Origin of the sequence: Variovorax sp. DXTD-1 (assembly GCF_003984625.1) — a bacterium.
Classification (GTDB): domain Bacteria; phylum Pseudomonadota; class Gammaproteobacteria; order Burkholderiales; family Burkholderiaceae_C; genus Variovorax.
Map to the genome: position 1 here is coordinate 123364 of NZ_RWKH01000005.1, position 16428 is coordinate 139791.

Here is a 16428-nt window from a genome sequence, read left to right on the forward strand (position 1 = left end):
CGAGGGACTATTCTGGCTTAGCGTACGCGCGGCTGCTCGACGCGCCGCGTAGCCCCGGCCGCAATCGCTGGTTCCGCGGCGTTCATCCGAAGAACCAGTAGCAGACCGCGATGGCCGCCACCACGCCCGCCAGCTCGGCCAAAAGCGCGCAGGCCACGGCATGGCGCGCCCGCTGGATGCCCACGGCGCCGAAGTACACGGCCAATACGTAGAAGGTGGTCTCGGTGCTGCCCTGGATGGTGGCGGCCGCGAGCGCGGGGAAGCTGTCCACGCCCTGGGTCTTCATGGTTTCGATCAGCATCGCGCGCGCCGCGCTGCCCGAGAAGGGCTTGACCAGCGCGGTGGGCATGGCGTCGACAAAACGCGAATCCCACCCGCCCATGTCGACCAGCCAGCGCAGGCCGCCAAGCACGAAATCGAGCGCGCCCGAGGCACGCAGCACGCCCACGGCGCACAGCATGGCCACAAGATAGGGCAGCAGGTTCTTCGCGATGTCGAAGCCTTCCTTCGCGCCCTCGATAAAACATTCGTAGACCTTGATGCGGCGGATTGCGCCGGCCAGCAGGAACACGATGATCACGCCGAACAGCGCGAGGTTGCCCATCAGCGACGAGAGCGAGGCAATGGCCGCGGCCGACAGGGTGCCCAGCAGCGCCATGAAGCCGCCGAGCAGCAGCGCGCCCGGCACCAGGTAGGCCAGCACCACCGGGTCCCACAGCCGCAGGCGCTGCACCACGGCCACCGAGAGCAGGCCCACCAGCGTCGATGCGCTGGTGGCCAGGAGGATCGGCAGGAACACCATCGTCGGATCGGCTGCACCCTGCTGCGCGCGGTACATGAAGATGGTCACCGGCAGCAGCGTGAGCGACGATGCGTTGAGCACCAGGAACAGGATCTGCGCGTTGGTGGCCGTGACCGGGTCGGGGTTCAGCCGCTGCAGCTCGCGCATGGCCTTGAGGCCGATGGGCGTGGCCGCGTTGTCCAGCCCGAGCGCGTTGGCCGCGAAGTTCATGGTGATGAGCCCCAGCGCCGGATGGCCCGCGGGCACGCCCGGCATGAGCCGCCGGAACAGCGGCCCCAGCATGCGCGCGAGCCAGCCGACCAGCCCCGCCGCCTCGGCAATGCGCAGGAAGCCGAGCCACAGCGTGAGCGTGCCGAACAGCAGCACCATCACCTCGACCGCGAGCCGCGCCATGGCGAACAGGCTCTCGACGATGGCCGCAAAAACGGCCGGGTCGCCGCCCACCAGCCAGCGCCCGAGCGCCGCCAGCATCGCCATCCCGAAGAAACCCAGCCACAGGCCGTTGAGCACGCGTTCTTTTCCTTTTTATGGCGTCGATCTTCAGGCCACTTCGATCAGCAGGTTCGGGCGAAAGCCCTCCTGCTCACCCTTGCCCTTGTAGCCGAGCGGGTTGGCAACCACGCGGCAGCCGTCCTTCACATAGTCGAACGGGCAGTGCAGGTGGCCGTGCAGCCACAGTTGGGCGCGAGGAAGCAGGGCGTCGAGTGAATTGCAGAAGCCGGCGGTGCCCGGTGTGAGGCCGTAGCGCGGGTCGGCGCTGGCAAGGCTCGGCGCGAAATGCGTGATGGCCACCGTGGTGCCGTCGAAAGGCTCGGCCAGCGCCTGTTCGAGCCAGGTTTGGCACAGCAGCGCCTGCTCGCGCATCGCACCGGCCATGAACGGCTGGCCGCTGCGCACCGTGGCGGCCTTTTCCAGGTAGAAATCGGCCGCACGCATGGCCTTGCCGCGCTTCTTGAGCGCATCGGCCAGGCCGTCGGTGGGCGTCACCAGCGCATCGAAATCCGCCCAGAGCGTGGTTCCGATGAAACGGATGCCGCCGATGACGGCCGTCTCGCGCTCCAGCCACAGGATGTCGAGCTCGCTGCAAAGCGCGCGCAGGCGCTCGTGGGTTGCGTCGAAATCGGTGTTGTCGTACTCGTGGTTGCCCGGCACGTAGATCACGGGCACCGGCCAGCCGTTGCGAGGCGAAAAGCGGCCAAGACCGAAGTCTGAGTCCGTCAGGCGGGAGCCTTCCTGGTAGGAGCCGATGTCGCCCGCCAGCACCAGCATGTCGGCGCCGGGCACCGGCTCGGCCTGGAAGCGGGGGTGAGACTCCAGGTGAAGGTCGGAGAGCAGTTGCAGCTTCATCGTACGGCCAGTCTAGGGGAATGAGCCCATGCATAAAGCGCATGAAGGGGGGCTTCCAATATTAGGGATAACCCCTATTCTTGGTACATCAACCACTCCAGCGCAGCCGAGAGCAGCGCACTGTCATGTTCAGCCTCATTGCCCAAGTGGCCCGTTTCTTCCGTTCTTCCAATGCCAACGCTTCGGTGAGCCATGCCGCAGCGCTGATGGAAAGCGCCGACGCCCGTGCCGGCCTCGACGCCCATCAGGCGCAGGAACTGCGCGTTGCGGCCAGCGCCTGGCTCTCCGTCATTCGCTAAAAAACTAGCGGTGGATCATCCGGGCACCTTCTGCCCGAGGATCGAATCCGCAAAGGCCGCCGCGGCGGAGCGCAACAGCGCGGTGCGTAGCCATTCGTGCGAATGCAGGTGCTGTGCGCGCCGGTGCCAGATGGCGTCAACGTGCACCATCGGCTGGTCGAAGGGCAGGTCGCGCAGCACCAGCTGGTCGTCGATGCCGGTCACGGTCACAAAGTGCCGCGGCAGCACTGTGAGCAGATCGGAGTTTGCGACCACGCGGCCGGCCGTGAAAAACTGATTCACGGTCACCACGATGCGCCGCTCCCGTCCCAGGGCGCCCAGCGTCTGATCGATAAAGCCGTAGGGCCGACCCGAAAAGCTCACCAAGAGGTGCCGCGCGGCGCAGTAATCATCGAGCGTAAGGGGTGCATCCGCCAGCGGATGGCCGCGGCGCATCACGCATACATACTGGCCCAGGTAGAGCCGCTGGGTCTCGAACGCCACTCCCACGCCCGATTGCCCGCGTGCCGCCAGGCTGGCGATCACGGCCGGAAAGTAGCCGATCGCCATGTCGACTTCTTCCTGCTCGAGCATCCGCCGCGGATCGCGGGTTGTAAGCGGCAGAACGCGTAGCGAGATAGCGGGCGCTTCCTTCTCCACGATTTGCACCAGCCCAGGGATGAGTTCGGCGGCAGTGGCGTCGGCCATTGCCAGGAGGAAGGTGGTATCCGCGGTGGCGGCGTCGAACTCGCCCGGCGCCAGCGTGTGCTGCAGCTGCCGCAGGGCGTCGCGCACGGTGGGCCAGAGCGCCAGCGCACGCGGCGTCGGCTCCACGCCCGCGCCCGATCGGCTCACCAGTTCGTCGCCGAGCACATCGCGCAAGCGGCGCAGCGCGTTGCTCACCGCCGGCTGGGTGATCGACAGGTTGCGCGCCGCCCGCGTGAGGTTGCGCTCCGCCATCACCTCGTCGAAGACGCGGAGCAGGTTGAGGTCGAGTGTGCGAAAGTTGACGTCCATCAGCGTTGTGAATGATAAACATCAGAAAGATAAAGTGGCGGAACACTAGGGTAACCCCTAATATTCCCCCATCGGCATCAAGCCACTCATCCCACGGAGGGATCACCATGACCAGCTTTGTCCACGTTGACCAACCTACTTCCCATCCCGGCGTCCAGCGCGCCGAGATCCTGTTCGGCCAGATCAAGGCCGCCCGTGCCGGCGCCAGCGGTTCGCGTCCGCTGATCGCGCTGCTCGTCGTCGCCGTGATCGCGGCGGTTCTGGTGGTGGGCGACAAGCTCGTTTCCACCTGGGACGAAGGCGCGCTGCTCGCCGCCTGGGCCGTGCTCTGCGGCGCCGTTTTTGCCGGCATCGCGCTGTTTGCCAGCTCGCTGCGCGCCCCGGCCGCCAAGATTGCAGGCCTGTGGAACGCAGCAGCCAAGCGCCGTGCCGCTGATCGCGCCGACGCCCGGTTTCTTGCCACCGCGCACAGCGACCCGCGCGTGATGCAGGAACTGCAAGCCGCCGTCTGGCGCGAGCAGTCGGAAGGCAAGGCTTCCACCGCAACCGTTGCGAAGGTGGACGCCGTGGCCCGCAAGGCCGCACGTGCCAGCAACGATGCACGGATGCCGACGCTCTACGAAGCCATGCGCCGCATGAACAGCTCGCGCTACTACTGATCCATCGATCGCTTCGTTGGCCGAGTCATGAAAAAGCCGCCCTAGGGCGGCTTTTTTTCATTGGTGAGGCTTGCGCCGCACTGTGGGGAGCGTCAGGCCGCCAGGCGCTGCTCGATGGCTGCCTTGGTTTCCGGCAGTTCCTTCGGCAGGTGATGCGCCAGCTGCTCGAACAGCTCGGCGTGCAGCTTCAGCTCGGCCTGCCACGCGGCCTTGTCGATGTTGGTGACGGTGGCGTACTGCTCGGCGCTGAAATCCAGGCCGGTCCAGTTGAGGTCTTCGTAGCGCGGGCTCACGCCGAAGACATGGTCCACGCCCTCGGCCTTGCCCTCGATGCGATCGATGATCCACTTGAGCACGCGCATGTTCTCGCCGTAGCCGGGCCATACGAACTTGCCGTCCGGGCCCTTGCGGAACCAGTTGGTCGTGTAGATGCGCGGCTGCTTGGCGCCCGAAGCCTCGACCTTCTTGCCCAGGTCGAGCCAGTGCTGGAAGTAGTCGCTCATGTTGTAGCCCATGAAGGCCAGCATGGCGAAGGGGTCGCGGCGCACCACGCCCACCTGGCCGACGATGGCGGCGGTGGTTTCCGAGCCCATGGTGGCGGCCATGTAGACGCCTTCGGTCCAGTTGCGGCCTTCGGTCACCAGCGGCACCGTGGTCGAGCGGCGGCCACCGAAGATGAAAGCGTCGATCGGCACGCCGGCCGGATCGTCCCAGGCCGGGTCGAGCGCGGGGTTGTTGGTGGCGGCCACGGTAAAGCGCGAATTCGGGTGCGCGGCCTTGGCGCCGGTTTCCTTGGCGATCTGCGGCGTCCAGTCCTTGCCCTGCCAGTCGATCAGGTGCTCGGGCAGCTTCTTGCCGGGCACGTCGTCCTCGAGGCCTTCCCACCACACGTCGCCGTCATCGGTGAGCGCCACGTTGGTGAAGATCACGTCGCGGTCCAGGCTCTTCAGGCAGTTGGGGTTGGTCTTGAGGTTGGTGCCGGGGGCCACGCCGAAGTAGCCCGCCTCGGGGTTGATGGCGTACATGCGGCCATCCTTGCCGGGCTTGATCCAGGCGATGTCGTCGCCAATGGTCGTCACTTGCCAGCCGTCGAAGCCGGCCGGAGGCACCAGCATCGAGAAGTTGGTCTTGCCGCAGGCCGAGGGGAAAGCGGCGGCCACGTGGTACTTCTTGCCCTGTGGCGAGGTCACGCCCAGGATGAGCATGTGCTCGGCCAGCCAGCCTTCGTCGCGGCCCATGGTGGAGGCGATGCGAAGCGCAAAGCACTTCTTGCCCAAGAGCGCGTTGCCGCCGTAGCCCGAGCCGTAGCTCCAGATCTCGCGCGTTTCGGGGTAGTGAACGATGTACTTCGTCTTGTTGCAGGGCCAGGTCACGTCCTCCTGGCCGGGCTCGAGGGGCGCGCCCACCGTGTGCACGCAGGGCACGAACTCGCCGTCGGCGCCGAGCACTTCGTACACGGCCTTGCCCATGCGGGTCATGATCTTCATGTTGACCGCCACGTAGGGGCTGTCGGAAAGCTCGATGCCGATGTGCGCAATCGGCGAGCCGAGCGGGCCCATGCTGAAAGGCACCACGTACATCGTGCGGCCCTTCATGCAGCCGTCGAACAGCGGCTGCAGCGTGGCGCGCATCTCGGCCGGGGCCATCCAGTTGTTGGTGGGGCCGGCGTCTTCCTTCTTTTCGGAGCAGATGAAGGTGCGGTCTTCAACGCGCGCCACGTCGCTCGGGTCGGAAGCCGCGAGGAAGGAGTTGGGACGCTTGGCCGGGTTGAGCTTCTTGAAGGTACCCGCGTCGACCAGTTTCTGGCAAAGGCGGTCGTACTCTTCCTTGCTGCCGTCGCACCAGTAGATGGCCTCGGGTTTGCAAAGCGCGGCCATATCGGCCACCCAGGCAATCAGTTTTGCGTTCTTGACGTATGAGGGTGCCTGAATGGCAAGGCCCTGCATCGTGGGTGCGTTCATCGGAAATCTCCTAAGTTGAAAAATCGTCTTTCCGAACGGGACGCCGCACCATCGAGGCGCGGAGGTCCGTTTGAGAAAACGTTTCGCGTTGGGAGACTGCGTCAACGCGGGCCGCAAAGCCCGCGGACGAAGACGCTAATGCCTGTCAGGCCAAATAGACAGCGATGGATGCAAGCAAAAGCATCAGCACGCCGCCGGCCAATGGCAGGACGATCGGCATCAGGTGCACGACCGATTCGACGGCGTCTTTTTCAACGGCGGCCGCGTGGTGCGGCTCGACGGGCGTAGGGTTGGACATTGAAAGTACCTCGAATACACAAATACAAAAACTGCGGGCATTTTACCGATGGGCCCCGGCCCGGCGGTCTAGGGGCTTGCCAGGGCCCCTTCAGTGCTGCTCTTCGGCCTCGAAGCCCGCGTCGTGCAGCGCGCCCAGCACGCTGGCCAGATGCGCACGTCCGCGGGTCTGCAGCACCAGCTCGATATCGACATTCTGCGCCGCCAGCATGGTAAAGGCCCGTTGATGATGAACCTCATCGACGTTAGCGCCCGCTTCCGCTACGGTGGCCGTGATCTGGGCCAATGAACCCGGCACATCGCGTGCGCTCACCCGCACGCGCGCCAGCCGCCCGGCCCGCACCATGCCGCGCTCGATGATGGCGGCAAGCAGCAGCGGATCGATGTTTCCGCCCGAAAGCACCAGCCCCACGCGCTTGCCCCTGAAGCGCTCCGGATGCCGGATGAGCGCCGCAAGGCCCGCCGCCCCGGCCCCTTCGACCAGCGTTTTTTCGATTTCGAGCAGCATCAGCACGCCTTGCTCGATGTCTCCTTCGTCGACCAGCAGCAGGTCGTCCACATGCTTGGCGATGATTTCGCGCGTGAGCACGCCGGGCGTGCCGACCGCAATGCCTTCGGCGATGGTGCTCTTGCCCTGCAGGTGCTGCGTGCCCTTGACGGCATTCACCATGCCCGGAAAACGCGTGGTCTGCACGCCGACGATCTCGATGCCGGGCCGGCGGTCGCGCGCCGCAACGGCCATGCCGGCAATCAGCCCGCCGCCGCCGACCGACACCACCAGCGCGTCGAGATCGGGCACCACGTCGAGCATTTCGAGCGCCACGGTGCCCTGGCCCGCGATGATGGCCTCGTCGTCATAGGGATGAACAAAGGTCAGCCCTTCGCGTTCGGCCAGTTCGAGTGCATGCGCGCGCGCCGCGTCCAGCGTGTCGCCGTGCAGCACCACTTCGGCGCCAAAGCCGCGCGTGCGCTCTATCTTGACGCCGGGCGTGAAGCGCGGCATCACGATGAGCGCGCGAAGGCCCAGCCGCTGCGCGTGATAGGCCACACCCTGTGCATGGTTGCCGGCGGACATGGCGATGACGCCGCGCGCGGTTTCCTTGCCGTCGCCCGCGGGTCCGTTCTCCGAAAGATCGACCAGCTTGTTGCACGCCCCGCGTTCCTTGAACGAGGATGTGAACTGCAGGTTCTCGAACTTGAGGTAGACCTGCGCGCCCACGATCTCCGAGAGCGTGCGCGACTCGACGCAGGGCGTATTGAGCACCTGACCCTGCAGACGCGCCGCGGCGCGCCGGATTTCTTCGATTCCGACCATGGCGGGCATTGTGGCTGGAATCGCACCATCAGGGTTTTTACCGTTCCGGCGTCTTCCCCAAGCTAAAAGTCTGCGTTATGGTCGCTCCAAGAAGTTCCTCGTCTGGAGGTTGTCCGATGGTCAAGCGTGCGGGTGTCGATGTCGTGGCTGCTGCGGTACGCGGGCAGGCATTGCCGTCGCCCGGGCTCAAGGGCGCGCCGGTGCTCGAGCTCATGTGCTCGCACTTCGTGCTCACGCTCGCCGCCAAGCAGGGGCCGCGCTTCAACGTGCGCCGCGACATCAACGGCCTGCTGTCGCTCACCGGCCGGCATCTGGTGTGGCCCGTTGCGGTGCTGCAGCGGCTGCGCGAATTCCTCGGCCGGCGCTGCGCCGGCAACGAAGCCTGGAAAGGCGTGGAAGATTTCGACGGCCGCACGCTGCTCGAGCGGCATGGCGTGTGGCGCGGCCCCTATGAAGAAGGCACGCTGTTCTTCTACCTCGACGAGTACGCCAAGGACCATCCCAAGGACCTGCTCTCGGTGCTGGCCGTCACGCGCGACTGGCTCACGCACGCGCTGCGCAAGCAATCGACGCTGGTCGAAAAGAACATCGATGCGCTCGCGGGCCTGCTGCAGCTCAACAAGGCCGAGCGCGCGCTGCTGCTCTACGGCACGCTCGCGCGCTACCAGCGCGACCTGCGTTCGCTGCTGGTGGAGTTCAAGGTCAACAACGCGCCCGAAGCCTATGCGGCCATTGCCGACATTGCGGGCGTCAATGCGAGCGAGGTGGGCGAGGCATTGCGCGCAGGCTCGCGGCTCGAGCGCATCGGCCTGGTCGAAAACCTGATTTCCGAACACAACATCACCGACCTGGCCGACCTCATGAAGGTCAGCGAAAAGCTGCCGCCGGTGCTGATGCGCGAGTACCGCGACCACAATGAGCTCATGGCCGTGTTCACGCGGCCTTCCGCCAAGAGCGCGCTCACCACGCACGACTTTTCCTTTGTCGAGGAAGACGCGCAAATGCTCGTCACGCTGCTGCGGGCCGCAGTGGCGCGCAAGGAGCCCGGCGTCAACGTGCTGCTCTACGGGCCGCCCGGCACCGGCAAGACCGAGCTCGCCAAGGTGGTGGCGCAAGCGGCGGGGCTCGAACTGTTCGAGGTCGAATACGCCGACCGCGACGGCAACTCGCTGAGTGGCCGCGACCGCTACCGTTCACTGCAGATTGCGCAAGTGTTCCTCAAGGGCAGCGCGCAGGCCGCGCTGCTGTTCGACGAAGTCGAAGACGTGTTTCCACCCATCAGCACCGAAGCCGCGCAGTTCATGGCTCGCGCCGAGCAGGTTCCGGCGCCCACCAGCGGCAGCGTGAGCGGCAAGGCATGGGTCAACCAGATACTCGAAGCCAACCCGGTGCCCACGCTGTGGGTGACCAACCGCATCGAGCAGATCGACCCGGCATTCCGGCGCCGCTTCGCGTATCACCTCGAACTCAAGTCGCCGCCGCCCGGCGCGCGTGAGCAGCTGATCAAGAAAACGCTCGAAGGCATCGTGGTGTCGGAGGCCTTTACCGCCAAGCTGGCCGAGCGCAAGGGCCTCACGCCCGCGCAGATCCGTACCGCGGTGCGCTTTGCAGGGCTGGCTCAGACCGACGGCACGTCGATGGAGGCGCTGATCGAGCGGCAGCTCAAGAATGCCGACCTCGCGCTCGGCACGCTCGACACCGGGCTGGGAGAGCGGCGCAGCGTGACCACCTACGACCTCGACATGCTCAATGTCGAGACCCGTTTCGAAATTCCGCGCATCGTGGCCGCCATCAAGGCGCGCGGGCACGGCACGCTGTGCTTCTACGGCGCACCCGGCACAGGCAAGACCGCACTGGCCGAGCACATTGCCAAGGCCGTCGGCCGGCCGCTCATCATCAAACAGGCCAGCGACCTCATGAGCAAGTATGTCGGCGAAACCGAGCAGAACATGGCCGCCATGTTCAAGGAAGCGGAGGCCGAAAAAGCCGTGCTGCTGCTCGACGAGGCCGACAGCTTTCTGCAGGACCGGCGCGGCGCACAGCGCACCTATGAAGTGACCGAAGTCAACGAGATGCTGCAGGGCATGGAGCGCTTCAACGGCGTCTTCATCTGCACCACCAACCTGCTCGACCGGCTCGACCAGGCGGCGCTCAGGCGCTTCACGTTCAAGATCAAGTTCATGCCGCTCACCGCCGCGCAGCGCGAGCGCATGTTCATTGCCGAGGCACTGGCCGGCGATGCGGCATTGCTCACCGGAGAAATCAAGGCGCGCCTGGCGCAAATGAGGCAGCTGTGCCCAGGCGATTTCGCGGCCGTGAAACGGCAGACGGATATTCTGGCGGTCGATTTCTCGGCCGCCGAATTCCTGGACCAGCTCGAGGCCGAGCACCGCATCAAGCCCGAGGTGCGCGAATCGCGCGGCATCGGTTTTGTGCAGTAGACCGTTGCAGAACACGCCGCAGAACACAACCATCAAAAAGCGGCAAACAAGAAATACCGTCCGCGGCAGCGGACACGAGGAGGGGCTCGATGAATTCACTCGAAGCGAACGCGCGGGAGCCGCGCGCCACCGCCCGCGCGCACGCCGCATTCGCGCTGGCCTTCGCCGCCTTCGTTCTGGCCGGTTGTGGAGGCGGCGGTGGAGGAGGAGGGGGCGGCGGCGGGCTGCCGATCTTCCTGCCGCCCACCACCACGCCGCCCACCACCACGCCGCCCACCACCACGCCCCCAGCCAGTGGCGGCAATGACGACACCATCGTTGCCTCGTCCACCGTGGCCGGCCTGTGCGCCGCGCCGCGCACGGGCACCAACCCCGAGACCGGCACCGCCTACCCCGACAAGGCCGGCACGCTCACCGATGAAAAGCGCTGGGTGCGCGGCTGGATCGACGAAACCTATCTTTGGTACGGCGAGGTGCCGACCAACCTCAAGGCCGCCGACTACGCCACGCCGGTTGCCTACTTCAGCGTGCTCAAGAGCCCGGCCCTCACAGCCTCGGGCCGCGCGAAGGACCGCTTTCACTACGTGTACGACACCGAACGCTACCGGCAGCTCTCGGAGGCCGGCGTGGCACCGGGCTACGGCATGGAGTTCGCGTTCGTGCGCAATTCGCGGCCGCGCGACCTGCGCATTGCGTTCACCGAGCCCGGCTCGCCCGCGGCCGGTGCAGGCATTGCGCGCGGTGCGAAGGTGCTCGAGGTCGACGGCGTCGACGTCATCGAAGGCACCAGCACCACCGTCATCAACCGCGGCATCTCGCCCACCACCGTCGGCGAATCGCATACCTTCAAGCTGCAGGAAGGCACCGCGACCCGCACCGTGACACTGACTGCCGCGAGCATCACGCGCACGCCGGTGCAGAACGTGAAAACCATCGACACCGGCAGCGGCCGCGTGGGCTACCTGCTCTTCAACGACCACATCACGACCTCGGAGGCGCAGCTCATCGACGCCGTGAACCAGCTCAAGCAGGACGGCGTGCAAGACCTGGTGCTCGACATGCGCTACAACGGCGGCGGCCAGCTCAACATCGCGAGCCGGCTCGCCACCATGGTGTCTTCGCCCACCGCCACCTCGGGCAAGACCTTCGAGCGCCTTGTCTTCAACGACAAGAACCCGTTCCGCCTGACCCCGGCACAAACGGTCATTCCTTTCCACGCCAGGAGCCGCTCGGGCGCCGAGCTCCCCAGGCTCGGCCTTTCGCAGGTGACGGTGCTCGTCGGCCCCGACACCTGCTCGGCGAGCGAGTCGGTCATCAACAGCCTGCGCGGGGTGGAGGTCCAGGTCAACCTCGTCGGCGGCGCCACCTGCGGCAAGCCCTACGGCTTTTCTCCGCAGGACAACTGCGGCACGAGCTACTTCGCCATCCAATTCCAGGGCGTCAACGCCAAGAACTTCGGCGACTACGGCGATGGCTTCGCGCCCAGTTGCACCGTGGCCGACGATTTCGACCACGCACTCGGCGACCCGACGGAGGCTCGGCTGGCCGCCGCGCTGGCGATGCGCAATGGCGGCGCATGCCCCGCATCGGCTTCGACCAAGACCCTGCCGGGGCTCGAGAAGTCCGAAGCCGCCGCCGAGCAACCCTACCTGCTTCAGCGCACGCCGCTGCGCGAAATCCGCCTGCTCGGTGCCGCGCCGGCCCCGAGCTGAGCGGCCTCTCGCCCTCGCGGTTACTGCTTGAAACCATCCCCTTTACCGCTCTTTCGGCTCGCCTATTAGAGTTCAAGCAAACGTTTGCGCAATCGTTTGGCATTTAGTTCTACATGGCAATACCAACTCAAAGGAGCCGGGATGAAGATTCGGATTCAGCGACGTAAATGGATGGCCGCGGCCCTGCTTGCCACGGTGCTGTCGGCCTGCGGCGGCGGCGGTGACAACAACGGCGGCATCGGGCTCGCCCCGGGGTACGGCGCGGCCCCGCCTCCCGCGCAGAAGATCATCATCGACAGCGACTACAACACCATGAGCGACGACGGCCAGCTCGGCGTCATGGCCGCCCAGCTCCAGGCCTCGGGCAAGGTGCAGGTCATGGGCATCAGCGTGGTCTCGGGCAACCAGTGGCTCAAGCAGGGCGTGGCCGATGCGCTGATGTCGGTCGAGCGCCTGGGCGTGGGCGACCGCATCGGCGTTTATGCCGGCGCGAACTACGCGTTCAACCACGACTACGCGACCATCGAAGCCGAAATGGCTGCTGGCGCCGGGGGCGACGGCTACCTGGGCGCATGGAGCGGCCCCGAGCCCAAGACCGATGCCGACCTGAAGCCCTCGCCCGACGGATTTGCGACCCGCACCGTGCTGCAGCGCAAGAGCGCGGTCGACTTCATCGTCGATACCGTGAAGGCCAATCCCAACGAGATCACCATCCTTGCCATTGGCCCGCTCACCAACATTGCACTCGCGGTCAAGCAGAACCCCGAAATCGTGCCGCTCATCAAGAAGATCATCTACATGGGCGGCGCCATCGACGTGGCGGGCAACACCACCAAGTTTGCCGAGTTCAACTGGTGGTTCGACCCCGAGGCCGCGCAGTTCGTGGTGCGCCTGCCGATTCCACAGGTGGTGGTGCCGCTCGATGTGACCGACACCGTATTTCTCACCAAGCCCATCTACGACCGCATTGCCCACACCGCCAGGCCCACGCCCGTGACCGAGGTGTTCAGGCAGCTCAACGGCTACGGTTTCAGCGGCACCAACGGCTTCGAGAACAACCCCAGCTACACGCAGAACATCTGGGACACGCTCACGCTCGCCTACCTCATCGACCCGAGCTACGCCACGCAAACGGTGGAGCGCTATGTCGACGTGGTCGCCCAGCCCGGCGCCGCCGAAAACGGCCGCTCCATCGGCTACAGCGCGCAGCCCGCAGGGCCCACGCTGCAGAAGATGACCGTGGTGAAGAAGTTCGACAACGCGCGCTTTTTCGAGCTCTACGTCGACCTGCTCACGCGGCCCGTGCCGATCACGCTGCCGCCGGCCAGCTGACCGATACGCGCGCGGCGGACGAGCCTAGAAAGCCGAGGCGACGCGCAGCACCTCGCTGCCGTAGGCCTCGAGCTTCTTGGTGCCGATGCCGCTGATGCCCTGCAGGTCTTCGAGCGTGGCGGGTGCGCGTTCGGCAATGGCCGCGAGCGTGGCGTCATGAAAGATCACGTAGGCCGGCAGGTTGTGCTCGCGCGCCACTTCCGCGCGCCAGGCCTTGAGCGCCTCGAAGCGCTTCTTGCCGGTGTCGTCGAGCTTGGCGGCCGCCGGTGACGGCGCGCCCTTGGCCACCTTCTCGCGGCGCGGCTTGCGCTCCGCGGGCGACGAGATCGATTCGCGCAGCGTCACGTTCGCTTCGCCCTTGAGCACCGGGCGCGATCCTTCGGTGAGCTTCAGCGTGTTGAACGCTTCTGCATCGACGGCCAGCGCGCCCGTGGCAATCAGCTGCCGCAGCACGCCGCGCAACTGCACTTCGCTGAACTCCGCGCCCAGCCCGAAGGTGCTGATGCGCTCATGCCCGAACTGCTTGACCTTCTCGGTCTCCTTGCCGCGCAGGATGTCCATGATGTGGCCCGCACCAAAGCTGATGCCGCTCAGTTTCTGCACGCGGTAGATGGTGGAGAGCAGCTTGCGCGCCGCATCGGTGCCGTCCCACACCTGTGGCGGGTTCAGGCAGTTGTCGCAGTTGCCACATGTGGCCCCCACGCTCGGCACTTCGTGTCCTCGCTGCCCCCCGAGGGGGCCGCGGCCGCCTTGGGGCGGCCCGGCGTCGGCCGAGGCGCGCACATAGGTCTCGCCGAAGTAGCCCAGGAGCCGCACGCGACGGCAGTCGCTTGCCTCGGCCAGCGACAGCAGCGCATCGAGCTTGCCGCGCATCACCTGCTTGAACTCTTCGCCGGCCGGGCTTTCATCGATCATGCGGCGCTGGTTCACCACGTCTTGCAGGCCATAGGCCATCCACGCATCGGCCGGCGCGCCGTCGCGGCCCGCGCGGCCGGTTTCCTGGTAGTAGCCCTCGATGTTCTTGGGCATGTCGAGGTGGCCGACAAAGCGCACGTCGGGCTTGTCGATGCCCATCCCGAAGGCGATGGTCGCCACCATCACGATGCCTTCCTCGCGCAAGAACCGGTCCTGGTGCTTCTGGCGCACCGCGGCGTCCAGCCCCGCGTGATAGGGCAGCGCGTTGATGCCCGCGCCCTGCAGCGTCACGGCCACGTCTTCCACGCGCTTGCGCGACTGGCAATAGACCACGCCCGCATCGCCTTCGTGCTCGCGCTCGATGAAGCGCAGCAGCTGCGTGGTCGCGTCCTTCTTCTCGACGATGGTGTAGCGGATGTTCGGCCGGTCGAAGCTGGAGACGAACTGCCGCGCCTCCTCCAGCTGCAGCCGCTCGACGATGTCGGCGCGCGTGAGTGCGTCGGCCGTGGCCGTGAGCGCAATGCGCGGCACGCCCGGGTAGCGTTCGTGCAGCACCGTGAGCGCCCGGTATTCGGGCCGGAAGTCGTGGCCCCACTGGCTCACGCAATGCGCCTCGTCGATCGCGAACAGCGAGAGCTTGCCGCGCTCCTTCAGCGAGTCGAGCTGCGAGAGAAAGCGCGGCGTGTTCACGCGCTCGGGCGCCGCATACAGCAGCGTGATCTCGCCGCGCAGCATGCGGCGCTCCACATCCTGCGTCTGTTCCCAGTCGAGCGTGGAATTGAGAAACGCCGCGTTCACGCCGGCCTCGTGCAGCGCGCCGACCTGGTCGTGCATCAGCGCGATCAGCGGCGACACCACCACCGAAACGCCGCGCCCCGCGCGCTGCCGCGCAATGGCCGGGATCTGGTAGCAGAGCGATTTGCCGCCGCCCGTGGGCATCAGCACCAGCGCATCGCCGCCGCCCACCACGTGCTCGACGATGTCCTGCTGCGGCCCGCGGAACTGCGAGTAGCCGAAGACTTCGTGAAGGATGTCGGCGGGTGCGCTGCTGCTGCCGGGAGCGTCGAGGGGGAGGGGAGCGAGCGAGGACACGAGGCAGGGGGCGAAGGGCGGGAACCGGGAAAAAGGGAGCGACCCCGGATTGTCCCCCAGCGGCATCGACCTGACCGTGGCACGAGGTTTGCAATCGCAAAACCCGTCCCGCCGCCCTCCTGTATAGACAGCAATCTGGTGCATTTTCCTGAAGAAATGTACCGAAACGGCTCTCCCGGGTTATCCTGTATATACAAGTTGGGGCGCTTGGCAACAATGCGAGGCGCGCGTATCCCGCTATCAGGGGCGTATCGCCGAGCCTTTTCAGAGAACAGAACCAGGAGTACCCATGGTCAAGACGGTAATTGTGAAAGTCGCTTCCCTGCTGGCAGCAGGCGCATGTGCAGCGGGCATGGCCGGAACGGCCGCCGCGCAGGAAACCAAGATCGTGCTCGGCATGTCGGGCTGGACCGGCTTTGCACCGCTCACGCTGGCCGACAAGGCCGGCATCTTCAAGAAGAACGGGCTGGACGTCGAGCTCAAGATGATCCCGCAGAAAGACCGCCACCTGGCGCTGGCCTCGGGCTCCATCCAGTGCGCGGCCACCACGGTCGAAACCCACGTGGCGTGGAACGCCAACGGCGTGCCCATCGTGCAGATCTTCCAGATGGACAAGTCCTACGGCGCCGACGGCCTGGCCGTGCGCAACGACGTCAAGGGCTTTGCCGACCTCAAGGGCAAGGCCATCGGCGTGAGCGCCCCGGGCACCGCGCCGTACTTCGGCCTGGCCTGGATGCTCAACAAGAACGGCATGACCATGAAGGACGTGAAGCTCGTCTCGCTCGAGCCGCAGCCCGCGGCGCAGGCCTTCGTGGCCGGCCAGAACGATGCCGCCATGACCTACGAGCCCTACCTCTCGACCGTACGCGCCAACCCCGCCGCCGGCAAGATCCTGGCCACCACGCTCGACTACCCGATGGTGATGGACACCGTCGGCTGCGCGCCCACGTGGCTCAAGGCCAACGCCAAGGCCGCGCAGGCGCTCACCAACTCATACTTCGAAGCGATCGAGATGATCAAGGCCGATCCGGCCAAGTCGAACGAGATCATGGGCGCGGCCGTCAAGCAGACCGGCGAGCAGTTCGCCAAGTCGTCGGCCTACCTGCGCTGGTCGGACAAGGCGGCCAACCAGAAGTTCTTTGCGAGCGAGATCACGCCCTTCATGAAGGACGCACAGGCCATCCTGCTGGAGGCAGGCGTCATCCGCAAGGCGCCCGACGACCTGGCCGCCACCTTCGACACCAGCTTCATCAAGTAAGA

Annotated in this window: 13 protein-coding genes; 6 read left to right on the top strand and 7 right to left on the bottom strand. The window is 66.1% G+C overall.

Features of this window, described 5'->3' with window-relative positions:
* Nucleotides 1–82: 82 nt before the first annotated feature.
* Complete coding sequence (locus EJI00_RS06520) at nucleotides 83–1312, bottom strand: nucleoside recognition domain-containing protein (RefSeq protein WP_126746658.1); 1230 nt, start codon at nucleotides 1310–1312, stop codon at nucleotides 83–85.
* A 30-nt stretch (nucleotides 1313–1342) separates the two neighbouring features.
* Entirely contained in the window at nucleotides 1343–2149 is an 807-nt protein-coding gene (locus tag EJI00_RS06525) for a metallophosphoesterase (protein ID WP_126746659.1), read from the bottom strand.
* Between the two features lie 125 nt (nucleotides 2150–2274).
* Between EJI00_RS06525 and EJI00_RS25040 the strand changes: the two genes are divergently transcribed.
* On the top strand, nucleotides 2275–2448 hold the full coding sequence (locus tag EJI00_RS25040) for a hypothetical protein (RefSeq protein WP_185868077.1): 174 nt from the start codon (nucleotides 2275–2277) through the stop codon (nucleotides 2446–2448).
* 15 nt (nucleotides 2449–2463) lie between these two features.
* Here the strand turns inward: EJI00_RS25040 and EJI00_RS06530 are convergent, their stop codons facing one another.
* A complete protein-coding gene (locus EJI00_RS06530; RefSeq protein WP_126746660.1) occupies nucleotides 2464–3444 on the bottom strand; it encodes a LysR family transcriptional regulator in 981 nt (326 codons plus the stop codon).
* Nucleotides 3445–3551: 107 nt separating this feature from the next.
* Here EJI00_RS06530 and EJI00_RS06535 point away from each other — a divergent pair, with 107 nt between their 5' ends.
* Nucleotides 3552–4103, top strand: coding sequence for a hypothetical protein (locus tag EJI00_RS06535; RefSeq protein WP_126746661.1), 552 nt, complete (start codon nucleotides 3552–3554; stop codon nucleotides 4101–4103).
* Between the two features lie 92 nt (nucleotides 4104–4195).
* Here the strand turns inward: EJI00_RS06535 and EJI00_RS06540 are convergent, their stop codons facing one another.
* The 3 genes from EJI00_RS06540 to EJI00_RS06545 all read right to left on the bottom strand — a co-directional run bounded on the left by EJI00_RS06540 (nucleotide 4196) and on the right by EJI00_RS06545 (nucleotide 7676).
* Entirely contained in the window at nucleotides 4196–6064 is a 1869-nt protein-coding gene (locus EJI00_RS06540; protein ID WP_126746662.1) for a phosphoenolpyruvate carboxykinase (GTP), read from the bottom strand.
* 145 nt (nucleotides 6065–6209) lie between these two features.
* On the bottom strand, nucleotides 6210–6362 hold the full coding sequence (locus EJI00_RS25045) for a hypothetical protein (RefSeq protein WP_185868078.1): 153 nt from the start codon (nucleotides 6360–6362) through the stop codon (nucleotides 6210–6212).
* 90 nt (nucleotides 6363–6452) lie between these two features.
* Nucleotides 6453–7676, bottom strand: a complete 1224-nt coding sequence (locus EJI00_RS06545; protein ID WP_185868079.1) for a threonine ammonia-lyase — start codon at nucleotides 7674–7676, stop codon at nucleotides 6453–6455.
* A 116-nt stretch (nucleotides 7677–7792) separates the two neighbouring features.
* Between EJI00_RS06545 and EJI00_RS06550 the strand changes: the two genes are divergently transcribed.
* The 3 genes from EJI00_RS06550 to EJI00_RS06560 all read left to right on the top strand — a co-directional run bounded on the left by EJI00_RS06550 (nucleotide 7793) and on the right by EJI00_RS06560 (nucleotide 13161).
* Nucleotides 7793–10117 (top strand): ATP-binding protein, encoded by a 2325-nt coding sequence (locus EJI00_RS06550; protein ID WP_126746664.1) that lies wholly within the window; start codon nucleotides 7793–7795, stop codon nucleotides 10115–10117.
* Between the two features lie 89 nt (nucleotides 10118–10206).
* Nucleotides 10207–11829, top strand: a complete 1623-nt coding sequence (locus EJI00_RS06555; protein ID WP_126746665.1) for a S41 family peptidase — start codon at nucleotides 10207–10209, stop codon at nucleotides 11827–11829.
* A 141-nt stretch (nucleotides 11830–11970) separates the two neighbouring features.
* Entirely contained in the window at nucleotides 11971–13161 is a 1191-nt protein-coding gene (locus EJI00_RS06560; RefSeq protein WP_126746666.1) for a nucleoside hydrolase, read from the top strand.
* Between the two features lie 24 nt (nucleotides 13162–13185).
* Here the strand turns inward: EJI00_RS06560 and EJI00_RS06565 are convergent, their stop codons facing one another.
* Nucleotides 13186–15168, bottom strand: coding sequence for a RecQ family ATP-dependent DNA helicase (locus EJI00_RS06565; RefSeq protein ID WP_126746667.1), 1983 nt, complete (start codon nucleotides 15166–15168; stop codon nucleotides 13186–13188).
* A gap of 289 nt (nucleotides 15169–15457) precedes the next feature.
* Here EJI00_RS06565 and EJI00_RS06570 point away from each other — a divergent pair, with 289 nt between their 5' ends.
* Nucleotides 15458–16426: an ABC transporter substrate-binding protein gene (locus EJI00_RS06570; RefSeq protein WP_126746668.1), complete on the top strand. Its 969-nt coding sequence runs from the start codon at nucleotides 15458–15460 to the stop codon at nucleotides 16424–16426.
* The last annotated feature ends 2 nt before the right edge of the window (nucleotides 16427–16428 follow it).

Bases quoted from the DNA above. Each gene is read 5' to 3' on its own strand.
- EJI00_RS06530 (WP_126746660.1), bottom strand. From the start codon at position 3,444: ATGGACGTCAACTTTCGCACACTCGACCTCAACCTGCTCCGCGTCTTC.
- EJI00_RS06550 (WP_126746664.1), top strand. From the start codon at position 7,793: ATGGTCAAGCGTGCGGGTGTCGATGTCGTGGCTGCTGCGGTACGCGGG.
- EJI00_RS06560 (WP_126746666.1), top strand. From the start codon at position 11,971: ATGAAGATTCGGATTCAGCGACGTAAATGGATGGCCGCGGCCCTGCTT.
- EJI00_RS06535 (WP_126746661.1), top strand. From the start codon at position 3,552: ATGACCAGCTTTGTCCACGTTGACCAACCTACTTCCCATCCCGGCGTC.
- EJI00_RS06555 (WP_126746665.1), top strand. From the start codon at position 10,207: ATGAATTCACTCGAAGCGAACGCGCGGGAGCCGCGCGCCACCGCCCGC.
- EJI00_RS25040 (WP_185868077.1), top strand. From the start codon at position 2,275: ATGTTCAGCCTCATTGCCCAAGTGGCCCGTTTCTTCCGTTCTTCCAAT.
- EJI00_RS06570 (WP_126746668.1), top strand. From the start codon at position 15,458: ATGGTCAAGACGGTAATTGTGAAAGTCGCTTCCCTGCTGGCAGCAGGC.
- EJI00_RS06540 (WP_126746662.1), bottom strand. From the start codon at position 6,064: ATGAACGCACCCACGATGCAGGGCCTTGCCATTCAGGCACCCTCATAC.
- EJI00_RS25045 (WP_185868078.1), bottom strand. From the start codon at position 6,362: ATGTCCAACCCTACGCCCGTCGAGCCGCACCACGCGGCCGCCGTTGAA.
- EJI00_RS06525 (WP_126746659.1), bottom strand. From the start codon at position 2,149: ATGAAGCTGCAACTGCTCTCCGACCTTCACCTGGAGTCTCACCCCCGC.
- EJI00_RS06545 (WP_185868079.1), bottom strand. From the start codon at position 7,676: ATGGTCGGAATCGAAGAAATCCGGCGCGCCGCGGCGCGTCTGCAGGGT.